14 protein-coding genes and 1 pseudogene are annotated in these 15,214 nt (G+C 39.1%); 6 read left to right on the top strand and 9 right to left on the bottom strand.

From position 1 onward, the window contains the following. Nucleotides 1-31 precede the first annotated feature (31 nt). A pseudogene (gene rsmI, locus AB2N10_RS03565) lies at nt 32-889 on the bottom strand (16S rRNA (cytidine(1402)-2'-O)-methyltransferase). A 146-nt stretch (nt 890-1,035) separates the two neighbouring features. On the opposite strand from rsmI, the gene AB2N10_RS03560 reads away from it, so the two are divergent. From AB2N10_RS03560 to AB2N10_RS03545, 4 genes are read left to right on the top strand one after another with little or no spacing between them, the layout of a single operon-like run. Continuing rightward, entirely contained in the window at nt 1,036-2,964 is a 1,929-nt protein-coding gene (locus tag AB2N10_RS03560) for a penicillin-binding protein activator (protein WP_354625186.1), read from the top strand. Next, nucleotides 2,933-3,301 (top strand): YraN family protein, encoded by a 369-nt coding sequence (locus AB2N10_RS03555; protein WP_369434329.1) that lies wholly within the window; start codon nt 2,933-2,935, stop codon nt 3,299-3,301. Before AB2N10_RS03560 ends, AB2N10_RS03555 begins: the two co-directional genes overlap by 32 nt. Nucleotides 3,302-3,319: 18 nt before the next feature. Next, nucleotides 3,320-3,904, top strand: a complete 585-nt coding sequence (locus tag AB2N10_RS03550; protein ID WP_354625315.1) for an SIS domain-containing protein — start codon at nt 3,320-3,322, stop codon at nt 3,902-3,904. A gap of 7 nt (nt 3,905-3,911) precedes the next feature. Then, nucleotides 3,912-4,490: a BON domain-containing protein gene (locus tag AB2N10_RS03545; RefSeq protein WP_354625185.1), complete on the top strand. Its 579-nt coding sequence runs from the start codon at nt 3,912-3,914 to the stop codon at nt 4,488-4,490. A gap of 71 nt (nt 4,491-4,561) precedes the next feature. On the opposite strand, the gene AB2N10_RS03540 is transcribed toward AB2N10_RS03545, so the two are convergent. The 5 genes from AB2N10_RS03540 to hisS all read right to left on the bottom strand — a co-directional run bounded on the left by AB2N10_RS03540 (nt 4,562) and on the right by hisS (nt 9,623). Then, entirely contained in the window at nt 4,562-4,789 is a 228-nt protein-coding gene (locus tag AB2N10_RS03540; protein WP_354625184.1) for a zinc ribbon domain-containing protein, read from the bottom strand. Then, nucleotides 4,789-6,255 (bottom strand): ribosome biogenesis GTPase Der, encoded by a 1,467-nt coding sequence (der, locus tag AB2N10_RS03535; protein WP_369434328.1) that lies wholly within the window; start codon nt 6,253-6,255, stop codon nt 4,789-4,791. The genes AB2N10_RS03540 and der overlap by 1 nt, the downstream gene beginning before the upstream one ends. Before the next feature lie 180 nt (nt 6,256-6,435). Further along, entirely contained in the window at nt 6,436-7,632 is a 1,197-nt protein-coding gene (gene bamB, locus AB2N10_RS03530) for an outer membrane protein assembly factor BamB (RefSeq protein ID WP_354625182.1), read from the bottom strand. A 22-nt stretch (nt 7,633-7,654) separates the two neighbouring features. Then, nucleotides 7,655-8,323: a tetratricopeptide repeat protein gene (locus tag AB2N10_RS03525; RefSeq protein ID WP_354625181.1), complete on the bottom strand. Its 669-nt coding sequence runs from the start codon at nt 8,321-8,323 to the stop codon at nt 7,655-7,657. A 10-nt stretch (nt 8,324-8,333) separates the two neighbouring features. Beyond that, the gene (gene hisS, locus AB2N10_RS03520; protein ID WP_354625180.1) at nt 8,334-9,623 is read right to left on the bottom strand and encodes a histidine--tRNA ligase; all 1,290 of its coding nucleotides are present in this window, start codon (nt 9,621-9,623) and stop codon (nt 8,334-8,336) included. Between the two features lie 314 nt (nt 9,624-9,937). Between hisS and AB2N10_RS03515 the strand changes: the two genes are divergently transcribed. Then, nucleotides 9,938-10,747, top strand: coding sequence for a DUF2914 domain-containing protein (locus AB2N10_RS03515; protein ID WP_354625179.1), 810 nt, complete (start codon nt 9,938-9,940; stop codon nt 10,745-10,747). On the opposite strand, the gene AB2N10_RS03510 is transcribed toward AB2N10_RS03515, so the two are convergent. Next, the gene (locus AB2N10_RS03510) at nt 10,737-11,375 is read right to left on the bottom strand and encodes a DNA-3-methyladenine glycosylase I (RefSeq protein ID WP_354625178.1); all 639 of its coding nucleotides are present in this window, start codon (nt 11,373-11,375) and stop codon (nt 10,737-10,739) included. The two genes, AB2N10_RS03515 and AB2N10_RS03510, sit on opposite strands and share 11 nt — an antisense overlap. Nucleotides 11,376-11,611: 236 nt before the next feature. On the opposite strand from AB2N10_RS03510, the gene AB2N10_RS03505 reads away from it, so the two are divergent. Then, the gene (locus AB2N10_RS03505; protein ID WP_354625177.1) at nt 11,612-13,093 is read left to right on the top strand and encodes a carboxypeptidase M32; all 1,482 of its coding nucleotides are present in this window, start codon (nt 11,612-11,614) and stop codon (nt 13,091-13,093) included. Between the two features lie 74 nt (nt 13,094-13,167). Here the strand turns inward: AB2N10_RS03505 and AB2N10_RS03500 are convergent, their stop codons facing one another. Together AB2N10_RS03500 and AB2N10_RS03495 are read right to left on the bottom strand one after the other, a co-directional pair. Further along, nucleotides 13,168-13,599 carry a hypothetical protein gene (locus AB2N10_RS03500; RefSeq protein ID WP_369434327.1) on the bottom strand — a complete coding sequence of 144 codons (432 nt, stop codon included), beginning with the start codon at nt 13,597-13,599 and terminating at the stop codon, nt 13,168-13,170. A 526-nt stretch (nt 13,600-14,125) separates the two neighbouring features. Next, complete coding sequence (locus AB2N10_RS03495; RefSeq protein ID WP_369434326.1) at nt 14,126-15,112, bottom strand: hypothetical protein; 987 nt, start codon at nt 15,110-15,112, stop codon at nt 14,126-14,128. Nucleotides 15,113-15,214: the final 102 nt, after the last annotated feature.

The following is a 15,214-nucleotide window of genomic DNA, read 5'->3' as shown; positions in this document are numbered from 1 at the left end:
GATTAATACAAGTATTAACGATCATCCTTACCTATAAATTTTCTAAACCCCATTTATATAACTCATTCTTTTTTTCATCGTGAATTTGAGCGGTTATCGCTGCTGCTTTTTAAGCGGAAGATGCTCTTTTAATAACGCCAAAGTATTTAATGCGACTTGAGAGATACTCTCTTCGTTTTTTTGCGCCGGCTACCATCAAAACAAATTCACCACGACAATGATTACTATCTTGATTTAACCAGTCAACCATTTCACCCGCAGGCATTGCATAAAAAGATTCAAAGGTTTTCGTTAATTCACGGGCAATGACCACCTTTCTATCCGCACCAAAGATTGCAACAATCTGTGCTAATGTATCTTGAATTCGACGAGGAGACTCATAGAACACCATGGTACGGCTCTCTTCAATGAGCATCTTTAATTTATCTTGTTTGCCCTTCTCCTTCGCGGGTAAAAAACCTTCAAAAGAGAAACGATCCGTTGCTAAACCAGCGGCACTTAAAGCGGTGATCACCGCAGATGGTCCAGGAATAGGGACTACATCCACCCCCGCATCGCGACATTCATTAACTAGGTGATAACCCGGATCACTAATTAACGGCGTACCCGCATCGGAAATAAGTGCCACTGATTGCCCCGCTTTTATTTTTTCAATCAATACGTTACCACGCTGACGTTCATTGTGGTCATGAAGTGGAAAAAGCGGTTTTTTTATTTGATAATGACTTAATAGCTTGCCACTGTGACGCGTATCTTCCGCGGCAATCACATCAACTTGCTGTAGGGTTTCGATAGCACGTAGCGTAATATCGCTAATATTTCCGATCGGAGTGGCAACAATATAGAGTTTTGCGGGAAGTAGAGAGGAAATCGGGTGATTTTCGGACATATTGTCGCCTAATAAATGAATAGATAAGTGAATAGGATTGTTTAACTGTGCTGGCAATATTACACTATAGGCAAAGTAGTTGGAAATATTTGCAGTTTTTTTGGCTATCGACATTTATTAAAGTTTGTTAATACATAAGGGATAACATGTTGCACGTTTTAACCTCACCGAAACGATTTTTTTATAGTTTAATAATGATATTAACGGTCACAATTTTGTCTGCCTGTACAAGTACTCCACCTGCACCAGAAGATATTCCGCCAGCACTGTTCTCAAAATTGGACTACGATTCAGCTTATTATCTTAAAAAAGATGAACAGTTAGGAAGTGATAAAAATACATCATGGCAATTTATTACACTGCAAGCATTAATATCAGAGGGTAAATTTACCTTAGCAAACTCTATTATTGAATACTTACAAAGCCAACCGCTGAGTGACACACAACAGTCTGAGCTGTCGCTGTTACTGGCCGATAAATTATACCGACAAAATCGTCTTGGTGAGGCTCAAACTGCACTGAACAAGCTAACGAGCGACAAACTATCTGCCCTTGGCTATCTCTATTATCTAAAGCTACAGACAAAAATATACAAAGAAAGTGGTGATGCTTCAGGCGCATCGGATACATTACTACTGTTAATTCCCGTATCAAGCAATGAACAAGAAAAGCAACAATACACTGATATGCTTCTCGAGCAGTTACTATTATTACCGGAATCTGTATTAAATCAATATGATGAAAATCAGCTTCCAGCAGGTAACATATTAAGTTTTCAAGAAATTAAACAAGGTTGGTATGAACTAGCGATACTTTATCAGCGTTATCAATCTCGCGCTAACCAGCTATTACATGCTTTAGAAAATTGGCAACAACGTTATCCAACACACCCTGCATTATCCTTAATGCCACAAAAGCTAACTGACATCCAAGAATTGAGTGCCTATGAACCGAAAAATATTGCTATTTTAATCCCCCTTTCCGGGCGCTTTGAACAGCAAGGAAAAGCCATTCAATATGGGTTATTACATGCGTTTTATAAACAACAGCACAATAAAGAGAGTGAAAACATAACCACTCAATCTCCAACATTGCACTTTTTTGATACGAATATACAATCACCAGAACAGATCATTACGGCGATGACCGAGCAAAATATCGATTTTGTCATTGGCCCGCTACTCAAAAGAGAAGTTGATTCGTTATTACCTTTAATGGCTGAACTTCCCGTTTTATCATTTAACAGTATTGATAATGAACAAATGGAAGAAAACCGGGTGGCTTGGCATTACGCATTCCCCATTTCACCGGAACAGGAAGCCAAACAAGCGGCGCAACTTATTGCTCAACAACAGCATAAAAAACCGTTAATCATCGCTCCAAATTCAGCCTATGGAAAACGGATTGCTGATGCATTTACAACACAGTGGTTAACTCTAAGTGAACAACAGACTGAACAAGCAGAGCAGGCAGAAGTCCACCTTTTTAACAATAAAGCACAATTAGCTGAATTTATAAGTGGTGTATTACAGATAGACCAAAGTAAAACACGTATCACGCAGATTAAAAACCTAACTGGCCTGCCTTTAGAGACAGAGGTGCGTAGTCGCCGCGATATTGATGCCATTTATATTGTCAGTAATCGTGATGAATTAAATTTGATCAAGCCCTTTATTGATGTTTCTATTAGTCCTTTTGCTAAAGCCATTCCACTTTATGCAAACTCACGTAGCCATGTGGTTGACCATGATGGCAAACAAAACAAAGAGTTAGAAAAAATCACTTTTTCAGATATTAACTATCTCATTGATGTTAATAATACGGTGTTTAACGAGGTTGAACAGGTATGGCCAAAACAGCCCTATTCTACCTTACGTTTATTTGCTTTAGGTTTTGATAGCTACCAGCTAATTAACCAATTAATACCGTTACAAAATATTGCCAATTACAACTATCAAGGATTGGTCGGTGAACTAACTCTTGATAACAGCAATATTGTTCAAGCTAAATTGAGTTGGGCTAAATACCAACAAGGTAACAGTATTGAAATTGACACGGCTATTACAGAAGAGTAATTCTCAGGGCGTAAAGTCTGAGAAACAAGCCCTTAACTATTTACTTAGTCAAGGGCTGACCTTAGTGTGTCAAAATTATTATTGCCGTATGGGTGAGGTCGATTTAATTATGCAGGATCAAGATACCTTAGTATTTATTGAAGTTAGGTATCGCAAAAATAGTGATTTTGGGGGAGCACTCGCATCGATTACAACAGCTAAACAGAAAAAATTAATAAAAACAGCCAAACACTATCTAGCACAACTCGAATACGAGCCTTACTGCCGTTTTGATGCGATTGCCATCGAACAACATTCGAATACGCTAGAGTGGATCCAAAACGCTTTTATAGAATAAGATGAAATATATATTATGATAAATGAAAGAATTCAAGCTCATTTTGCTGAGAGTATTCAAACCAAAATAGTTGCAGCAGAAGCTTTGCCTGAATCCATTGAAAAAGCAGCAAAGGTACTTGCTGCTACTTTGATTAAGGGAAATAAAATTCTGGTGTGTGGCAATGGTGGTGCTGCAGCATTAGCACAAATTTTTGCTTCTCATCTGATCAATAAATATGAAACGGAACGCCCCTCTTTACCCGCGATTGCAATTACAGCAGATGCTGCGTTAGTTTCCGCCATTGCCAGCGATAGCCACTTCGATCAGATTTTTGCAAAACAAATATCGGCACTTGCTCAAGCCGGTGATATATTGTTAACTATTAGTCATGGTGGTAACAGCCGTAACATGATCAAGGCAGTTGAAACCGCACTGAGTAAATCTATTCAGATAATATCTTTAAATGGTGTTGATGGTGGAGAATTAGCCGGTCTTCTCGGATCCGATGATATTGAAATTCGCGCACCAAGTGACAAAGGTTCACGCATTGAAGAGATTCATCTATTAGTTATCAATTGCTTAAGTGATTTAATCGACCATCAACTTTTCCTTCAAAATTAGAGTATTTATGAAAAAATTATTTTACACATTACCTTTATTATTTATATTTTCTCAATTGCAAGGTTGCGTGGCGGGCTTATTCGTCGCCACGGGAACAGCAATAGCGGTCGAAAGTGATTCGCGCAGCGTTAATCAGCAAATAGATGATAAAGAATTAGCCATGAATGCAGCTGAAAAAGTGCAACAATTAAAAATACACCCCGATCTAATCCGTATTAATTACATTGCAAACGATGGACATCTATTACTGATAGGGCAAGTAAATACGCAAGAAAACAAAGATGCCATTGACAAACAAATCAATACCTTAACTAACATAAAAGGGCTCTATAACCAATTACAAATAGGCTCCCCTCTGGGTTTTTCTCAGCAAAGTAAAGATACTTGGATTACAACCAAAGTAAAAACGATGTTGGCAGCAGATGAAGAGATTGACCCATTAAAAATAAAAGTCATCACTGAAAATGGAGAAGTTTATTTAATCGGTCAAATAAGCGCAGAAATGGCAGATAATGCCACCAATATTACGCGAAAAGTGGAAGGCGTAAAAAAAGTGAATCGTATATTTCAATTTACCGATAAATAATAACGAATAATATTGCACGACTACAGCTGAACAATAGAACGTTCAGCTGTAGTCGTAGTCCAGTAGCTCCGTTAACCTTCCTGTAGTGTATAAACGGCCGAAGATTTGCTCTTTAACTCATTACACTTATCACACCAAAAATTAACCGCCCCACAGGCTTTTAAACGCTCCAGCTGCTCACCACACTCATTACAGGTAACTCGTAATGAATAATCACTATTACAAGCCTCACAATGGCGTTTTAATTCGCCACTACGTACAAGTTCATGGCCACATTTAGAACAGTTTAATTGCATCATTATTTTCCTTTTTTATGAAACTTCATCATACGTTTGCGTTTATGCATTTGATTAGGTGTTAATTTATTACGGCGACCTTCAAATGGATTTGTACCTTCTCTGAATTCAATTCGGATCGGTGTCCCCATAATTGCCAAAGAACGACGGAAGTAGTTCATCAGATAACGCTTATAGGAGTCAGGTAGTTTATTTACTTGATTACCATGAATAACAATCAGTGGAGGATTATAACCACCCGCATGTGCATAGCGTAACTTAACACGACGCCCCTGCACCATTGGTGGATTATGGTCATCCGTTGCCATGGTCATAATTCGCGTTAACATTGAAGTTGAAATTCGTTTAGTTGAAGAATCATAGGCTTCATCAACAGATTCATATAAATGACCAACACCCGTACCGTGTAATGCTGAAATGAAGTGAATTTTAGCAAAATCGATGAAACCAAGACGACGATCTAATTCACTTTTAACCCGCTCTTTATCATATTCACTCATGCCATCCCACTTGTTAACGGCAATAACCAGAGAACGTCCTGAATTTAGAGTGAAGCCTAATAATGATAAATCCTGATCTGAAATGCCATCTCGGGCATCAATGATGAGCAGTACAACATTACAATCTTCAATCGCCTTTAGGGTTTTAATAACCGAAAATTTTTCAACGGTTTCATTTACTTTTTTACGTTTACGCACACCAGCCGTATCTATCAGTACGTATTCTCGGCCTTCTCGGCTCATCGGAATATAAATACTGTCTCGTGTTGTCCCCGGCATATCATAAACAAGCACACGTTCTTCACCCAGAATACGGTTAGTCAGTGTCGATTTTCCTACGTTAGGGCGGCCAATTATAGCCAGTTTGATCGGCAGATTTTTTAGACGTTCTTGCTCTTTTAATAGCGATTCTTCATCTTCTTCAACATATTCTGCTTCATCAAAAAAATCGTCTTCTTCATCTACATCAGAAACGACATCAAAAAATCCGTCTAAAGCAATCTCTATCATCTGTAGCACACCTTTACCATGTGCTGCTGCAATTTGATAAACTTCACCTAACGCCAACGCATAAAATTCACCACAAACAGAGTCAGCATCAACGCCATCGGTTTTATTGGCCACTACAAAGACATTCTTATCTTGTTTACGTAAATATTCAGCGATCGCTTCATCTGCTACCGTTAACCCTGCGCGCGCATCAACAAGAAATAATACGGCATCCGCTTCCTCAACCGCCTGTAACGATTGCTCCGCCATTAAGGCATCGATACCTTCTTCATCGCCAGTAATACCGCCTGTATCAATAACAATAAACTCTTTTTCATCGATTTTTGCCTGGCCGTATTTACAATCACGCGTTAAACCGGGAAAATCCGCAACTAACGCATCACGCGTCCGAGTTAAGCGGTTAAATAACGTTGATTTACCCACGTTTGGGCGACCAACTAAGGCGATCACTGGTAACATATTTTCAATCCTATAAAACAAAAAAAGCCCCTAGGCAAAAGCGAGGGGCTAATAGTATACAATAAATAAATAATTAATTATTCGTAATTAATTGTATCGCTGCAATTTAAACCATTTTAGTTTGTGGAAATTAACTAACTAAATGACTAACCGCTATTTTTATAAATAATAATTTACAAATTATTCATTTAATATCGGCTTTTCAATGGCGATCAGGTCCCCACTACGCGTCTGTATATAAAGGTATTTATCCGTTGCAATTGGTTGCATATACAAGCCATCTGAATCAAGTTTCTGCATCGCAACAAAGGAACCATCATCACGATCAATCCAATAGAGGTACCCCTCACCATCACCAACAACAATATACTCATTGGCAACCGTCACACCGGTCACATCACGATAAGATAATTGTCCATTCATCCACTGCTCTGCTCCAGAATTATAGTCAACAGCAAAAATATGGCCACGAGAATCGGTTAAATAAATCGTCGTACCGGATAACGCAATATCGGTATACCCCGCATATTTACGCGCCCAAATTTGCTCACCTTTGAGCAGATCAATAGCAACTAAGTTACCATTATAGGCAAGCGCATAAACTATCCCATTACGAATAATCGGTTGCATATCAACATCAACGATTCGGTCGAGCTCAGTTGCACCACTTGGTCGTGCGACAGGTAGTTGCCATAAGGGACGTCCATCTTCTAATAACGCAACTGAAACAAAGCCATCGGCACGCCCATAGACTACGCCACCCTGCGCGATCGTCGGCGTTGAGCTGCCACGTAAGCTTAGGGTGGGCTGCTTATTATTCAACGTCCAAAGCTTTTCTCCGGTATCACTATCTAAAGCATACAAATTTCCGCGCGTAGTATGAACGATGACTTTTCCCGCTGCATAAGCGGGTTTAGCAACGACTTCACCACCCACGTCGACCAACCACAGTAATTTGCCATCTTGTTTATTGAAGGCTAATACCTGCGCATTTTCTGTGCCAATATAAATAGCATCGGAACCAACGGTAACACCACCAGAGAAACGGGCAGAACGATTTAACTCATTGTGAGGATCATCGCTAAAATTTGTCGACCAGAGTTGTTTACCGTTTTTTATGGAAAATGCTTTAACATAACCATCTCGAGAAGCAACGTAAATGGCATTTTCACCTATACCAGGTTGCAATTGGGAATAATATTTATCGACACCACTGCCGACACTTCTTTTCCAAGCAACACGCGGTTTATAGGTACTTTTAAATACAGGTACTTCAGCCATTTGCACAACATCTTCTTCACTAGAAAATATTGAACAACCGCTTAAGAAAAAAGTAACACTGGCAATAACAGCTAGATATTTAGAGCATTTTTTCATTAATCATCTCAATCTATTGGGCTTATTCAAGCACAGGAGCGGCAACATCGTCAGTTGTCGTTGCTAAGTCATCGAATTGTAGCTGTAATATAGGATCTACACGCCCTTCACTGGCCATAATCGCTTCTTGGAATGCCCCACGAGCTTGCTGCAAATCTCCTTTATGTAAGTAAATATTGCCTTTTTCTTGCGAGGCTTTAGCTAAAAAGCTATTTGACTTAATTAAAGTTAATGTTTGTAACGCAGCTTCATGCTCACCAAGCTCTACTTGGACACGTGCTAAACGCAAGTTAACAACGTCATTAAGCGGTGCAAATTTATTTTCTTTTTGCACTTGTAACAATTGCTCTTTCGCTAATGCAAAATTTTGTTGTTGAATCGCTTCTTTAGACAATAATAACGCTGCTAATATTCCATAGTTATTAGAAATATTATCATTAACGAAAGCACTAATTTGAGTTAAATCTTTTGCGCCATTCTGCGCCTCAAATTGTAATAACATTGTGCTATAAGCTTGGGATTGTTGTTCCTGAGTTGCAATAACAGAGTCGTTATAATAACGCCATCCCCAAAGTCCAGCTAAACCTACTACAGCGCCAATAATTAAGCTGTTACCATTCTCTTTCCACCATTTTTTAATGGCATCTACTTGTTGCTCTTCTGTTTCGTAACCTTCAATAATGTCAACCACGTTACTTTCCTTATAATTTTAATTCATTGAAAATGGTAGGTAATACCTTAACTAGCTCATTCATTGCAACTGTTTGTTGCTCTACATTGCTTTGTAACTCTTTAATTGTGACACAGCCACTCTCAAGCTCACTCTCACCGATAATTAAAGCAATACGAGCACCACTCTTATCGGCACGCTTCATCTGCTTTTTAAAATTACCCGCACCACAGTGATGCATCATTTTAAGTTGTGGAAATTCATTGCGAATTAACTCCGCCATTTTAAAGCCCGCCATATCCGCGCCTTCACCCACTAACACACTATAGATATTAACATCGCCTTTAACATCTGCATTTAACTGTAGTGTTTCCAACATTAATATGATGCGCTCTAATCCCATTGCAAAGCCAACTGCTGGAGTTGCTTTACCACCGAGTTGCTCGACCAATCCATCATAACGACCACCGGCACAAACTGTGCCCTGTGATCCTAATGTATTAGTTACCCATTCAAACACAGTACGATTATAATAATCAAGTCCACGCACAAGTCGCTCATTAATCACAAAATCAATGCCAACGGCACGCAAATATTCTTGTAATTGAGCAAAATGCGATGCTGATTCTGCATCTAGATATTGTGAAAGTTTTGGTGCACCAACTAACAAAGCTTGCACGTCAGGATTTTTACTATCTAAAACGCGTAGTGGATTACTATGCATTCGACGTTTACTATCTTCATCGAGTTGTTCTTGATGTTGAGATAAAAAGGCAACCAATGCTTCTTTATATTCTGCACGTGCTTCATTAGAGCCTAATGAATTAATTTGTAATTCGACATGCTGGTCAATACCGAGGGCCTTCCACAGACGTGCAGATAATAAAATCACCTCTGCATCAATATCCGCACTCGCTATACCAAAAGTTTCCACTCCAAATTGGTGGAATTGACGATAACGCCCTTTTTGTGGACGTTCATGACGGAACATCGGCCCCGTATACCATAAGCGACGCTCTTGATTATATAACAAGCCATGTTCATTACCGGCACGTACGCAGGAAGCTGTACCTTCCGGTCGAAGTGTTAAACTGTCACCATTGCGATCAGCAAAGGTATACATCTCTTTTTCAACGATATCTGTAACTTCACCAATTGAACGTTTGAAAAGGTTAGTATTTTCAACAATTGGCATACGAATTTCAGAATATCCGTAACTACTAACAACCTGTCTTAATAACGATTCTAATTTTTGCCAAACAGGAGTTTGCTCTGGAAGGGTATCGTTCATGCCTCGAATAGCTTGGATCTTTTTTGTCACAGTGCATTCCAAATAGAGTAAAGTGATGATTAAATTGTCGCTTATTATAGGGACTTTTGAACATAGATGAAACCGCAGGATAGGGATAAATCAGAGAAATTTTCACCTCATAAATGATTGCTAAATGAGTACTTTGCAGGATTTGTACAATATTCACTCAGCGATCAGCGAATAAATAACCGCTATCTATTTCTATTACCCTTAAACATCTGTCAAAATAGCCTCAATTTATAATATTAGCAGCAATTATTAACAGCAATCCGCATATATTGTGGTCATCACTTGTTTAGACAAATGAGATAAAGCAGATATTTATGTGGATTGCTATAACATATGGACATGAGCGTTATCGTATGCAGGAATCAAACAACCTTAAAATCCGAATTAATTTTAATAGCTCAAAAAAGAGCGTCGCAAAACAAACCATCGATTACCACTACAATTGGCGTAGAATTGCAGTGGTCAGCTTTGCTGTCATTGCAACAAGCTCTTTAATTATCAAGGGTATTTACTCCCTCAACTCACAAGAGGCTGTTACTCGAGATAGCTCCTTAATCAATTCAGTTAAGACATCGGAACGCCCAAATCATCACGCCCAAGATAAAAATAGTGCGCAACCTGCCACAACTTTCACCGCCAAGCGGGCCATTTTGCCAGCAATGCAGAGACAACAGCCCGTTACAGTCACAGAAACATCTGCAGCCGTGATAAACCCTATCACCAAGAAGATCACTCCCTCAGGAAATAACAGGACAACTAAGCCTACCGATAAGCTTTTTAGCAAACTTAAAACAGAGATTTTTGCGACGCAGATAAATCGTTTCACGCTCGCTAAGGGAATTAACAACAGAGAACCTATAGGCAGTATTAATGACGTTAAATTTAAAAATGAGCTTGCCACTATCTATGCCTACGCAGATATACACGATTTGCAGGATCAAACAATCTATTATCATTGGAGCTTCAATGGTAAACCCGTAGCAAAGGTAAAAGTGGCCGTTCTCGGTGACCGTTGGCGTAGTTATTCAACAAAATTCATACAAGCCCATATGCACGGATTATGGCAAGTTGCTCTTCGCAACAGCAAGGGTGAAACACTTGCTATTCAACAATTTACTTACTAATAGGACGTTTAAAAGTGGCGCGTAATTGTGCCACTTTTTCAAAACAGACACACTCTTTATGGTGGTCATTAACCAATCCCATCGCCTGCATAAAGGCATAGGCGGTTGTTGGTCCGAAAAATTTCCAACCGCGCTTTTTCAGTGCCTTACTCAGTGCGATAGATGTTGCGGTGATACTTGCAATGGGATGTTGATGTGCCTCTTTACCAAGATGCATCTCAACCTTAGAGGGCTCCCATTGCCATATATAAGCTGCAAGCGAGCCAAACTCTGCGACTATCTGTTGTGCACAACGGGCATTATTGATAGTGGCGGTTATCTTACCGCGGTGGCGAACAATGCCTTGATCAAGCAATAAACGGCTCACATCTTTTTCTGTAAAATTAGCCACTTTATTAAAATCAAATTGGGAAAATGCAATTCGAAAATTTTCACGTTTACGCAGAATAGTGAGCCATGAAAGACCAGACTGAAACCCCTCTAAGGACATTTTTTCAAACAATCTAAAATCATCTGCAACGGGATGTCCCCACTCGTTATCGTGATAGTGACGATAATCAAGTTGTTCACTGCCCCACCAGCAGCGTGTCAAACCATCTTCGGCGGTATAGAGATAGCTATTGCTCAAAATGAATACCTAATAAATAATGTGACTGTTATACAATCGGATTAAGTATGTGATCTAAATTTTGCGCAGAAAAAATGGCTTAATTTGAGGCGTAAGTTGACGCAAATGGTTGTCCCTTTGCGAAACTTACAACAAAAAAGTAAGTTATTTTAACCAGTAAAATAAATCTGCTATTTATTCCGATTGGTATTAATATACAGACTACTCAATTTACAGATTGCAGATGGAATAGGCAAATGCAGCATTATAAAAAACTAACTGAACACTATAAAAAAATAGCTAACTTTAACCATTTATATGCCATTACTAGCTGGGATCAAGCCGTGATGATGCCTAACGGAGGCAATAATGCGCGATCCAGTGCCTTAGCTGAATTATCTTTACATGTTCACCAATTGGCAACTGCAGCCCATCTTGGGGAACTCTTTGATAAAGCAGAGTCAGAACAACTTGATCCGATTGAAACGGCGAGTTTATTAGAAATGAAAATGCAGTGGCAAAAATCAGCACTGCTACCCGATGATCTTGTACAAGCACAATCCCTTGCTGGTTCAAAATGTGAACATGCATGGCGAATACAACGACAGGAAAATGATTGGCAAGGCTTCACAAAAAACTTTGCAGAAGTGGTTAATTTAGCACAACAAGAAGCTCAAATTCGCGCACATGCGAACAATCAAACGCCCTATGACGCACTACTCAACCTCTACGAACCAGGCACATCATCAAGTGAAATAGATTCGATATTTGCCAATTTAAAAACCTGGTTACCAACACTAACGCAGCAAGTACAAGAAAAACAAGCGGGTGAAAAAATTGCAATTCCAACCGAGCACTATTCCACTGCACAGCAAAGGGCACTTGGGCTAGATGTCATGAAACTATTAGATTTTGATTTTAATCATGGTCGATTAGATATTAGCTCTCACCCATTTTGTGGCGGAGTTAGTCAAGATGTGCGTATTACCACACGTTACGATGAAGCTGACTTTGTACAATCTTTAATGGGTATCATTCATGAAACGGGGCATGCACGTTATGAACAAGGATTACCTAAATCGCTAGCAGGCCTACCGGTAGGTGAAGCGCGGTCAATGGGCATACATGAATCACAAAGCCTATTTTTTGAAATGCAACTAGGTCGCTCACAAGCCTTTATCGAACAACTCGCCCCACTGACAGGCAAACATTTTCCTAATAATAATCAAGCAATATTTACTGCCAGTAATTTACAAAATATATATACCCGTGTGAAACCCGATTTAATTCGCGTTGATGCCGATGAATTAACCTATCCTGCCCATGTCATTTTACGCTATGAAATCGAGCGTGACTTAATCAATGGAAAAATAAGTTATCATGATATTCCTGAATACTGGGATACGAAGATGCAACAATATCTCGGCATATCCACGGCGGGAAATTATAAAAATGGCTGTATGCAAGATATTCATTGGACCGATGGTAGTTTTGGCTACTTTCCAAGCTACACATTAGGCGCCATGTATGCAGCACAATTTATGGCGGCGATGAAAAAGACGGTTGATGTCGATGCGGCCATTCGCTCAGGCGATCTATCACCAATATTTACTTGGTTATCAAGCAACATCTGGAGCAAAGGCAGTACGCTCGCAACCAATCAATTAGTGATACAAGCAACTGGAGAATCACTAAATCCAGTGTACTTTAAACAACATTTGCAAGATAGGTATCTATAAAGGAGCATGAAAAATAAGCGACTGACTATTTAGTCATTCGCTTAATCGCTATTCCTCCACATTATTCAGCTCAATCACATTCTATTGACCTTAAACCAGTGCCAAAGCCCAAGGGAAAAATCGGGGAATAAATCGATACCTGCAGCGGACTTTAATAAATACATGGCGACAGCAATAAATAAGAGCCCCAATAAAGTCACCACTGAAATTAATAGCACCCCGAGTAAAATCGATATCTGCTTCTCTTTATCAGTGAGTTCTCGTCGATTTTTACCAAGTAAAAAGACAAAATAGAAATGCCACCCACATAAAGGCAGCGTAAAAACAGCTCGCCAATCGAGACTATGCTCCCCTTCACTGCGATCACCAATCGCCTTACGAATATGTATCAGCTGTTGTTCATCAAAACTTTGTCGCACAGACTTTGGCATGCGCTTTAATAGGCGTTTAACCTCAGGATCTTTACGGATATTTTCTACAGGAACGTTGTTTAACTGTTGTATCACGGTTCACTCTATTTAGTGTTATACCAATCGGAATAAATAGCAGATCTATTTTGCGGGTTAAAATAACTTACTTTTTTGTTGTAAGTTTCGTAAAGGAGCAACCATTTACATCAACTTACACCTCAAATTAAGCCATTTTTCCTGCGCAAAATTTAGATCACATACTTAATCCGATTGGTATTATATTTTCTACTAGATACTAGGTAAATAATGAAACCGAATTCACTGTTATCCCTTCTCTGATTTAATCGGCTAGATTATACTCGTGTTCTTAAATTATGGTAATAAAGTTACGCATTTTACTTAAAATAACAGATGCGAAAACTACTATCCTAGATAGTGTTCGAACAGAGTCATTCTGTTATGAGTTATTCTATGAATAGCTGTTTTTGTACTTGAATAAATAGCCTGATGCGCTATGAATCAGCAAATATTAGCTTACCTGATGTGATAAGCGGTGAAGTGGTAACTAAATACAACCAAGACACCGCACAGAATAATGAATGACACCTGTATGTGATATTTTCTAAGGTCTCAATCCACCGACGTCTGACTGAATTTGACTAGGTTCATTTAATATAATACCGGCCAAATTTATAAAACTACGTTTATGTTTGCCAATTGGCGTAATTTTTACACTAGCCAATTGATCAAATCCAATCTCTATTGACAGATAATATAGTTTAGCTATCTCAGGCAACGTAATGGTTTCTGTTATATCGCCAACGCTCACTGTAAACATAGCACCCTCCATATCCCTTGCTATAGCCGATAATAATAACGTTGCCTCTTGATAATTACCCGAACCCTGCAGTGAAAAACTAAAACTATTGAGTTCATTAAATTTCATTTTTACAAAGCCATTTTCAAGCACCCTACCTTGGTCTTTAAATACAAAACGGTTTGAGTCTCGATAGGCAAGCTTACCGCTTGCAATGGCAAAATTTACATCGATAATTTCATCGGCACTAAAACTACTGTTGAAATAAGCACCACTTTTAATACTATAAAATTCTCGTCCATCAAGCTCAACTACGCCCGGTTTATCAATAAAAGTGTACCAAACATCATTACCCGTTTCAGGCTCTTCATCACTGGGTAAGGGAGGTACAACCTCAGGGAGATCAATACAACTTTCACCAGAGTAGGCACTACCCGCTTCATTAAATGAGGCTACTCGATAACAAGATTGCTTTCCTGCAACCCCCGCATAGTCTATGTATGAGGTTTCATTCGGATTTAAAGTCGCAATAAGCGCATAATCACCGTCGCTTTTACGCTCAACAATAAAGCCACTCTCATTGGTTGAATCATCGCGCCAAGAAATAACCACCTCGGAAGCGGTCCCCGATGCTGTTGGAAAGTCTTGCGTTATCTGGTTAATTTGATATATGCGGTATTCATTAAATATCTGATAACCAATGAAAAGAGTTAATACGAGGAGCACACCTAATAGTGGTATAGCGAGCGGCGGTTTAATTCTTGATGTGGGTATTTCTGGTAATTTAAACATAAGCAATCCCTTAGTAACTATCTTTCAGGTTGCAAGCGCTAATTTTAATGACAAAAAACGCGACTTACTGTTCACTTAAATGTAATTCTTTTTACTAAAATT

Origin of the sequence: Psychromonas sp. MME1 (assembly GCF_041080865.1) — a bacterium.
Taxonomy (GTDB): Bacteria; Pseudomonadota; Gammaproteobacteria; order Enterobacterales; family Psychromonadaceae; genus Psychromonas.
This window is presented reverse-complemented; position numbering and strand designations above follow the sequence as displayed.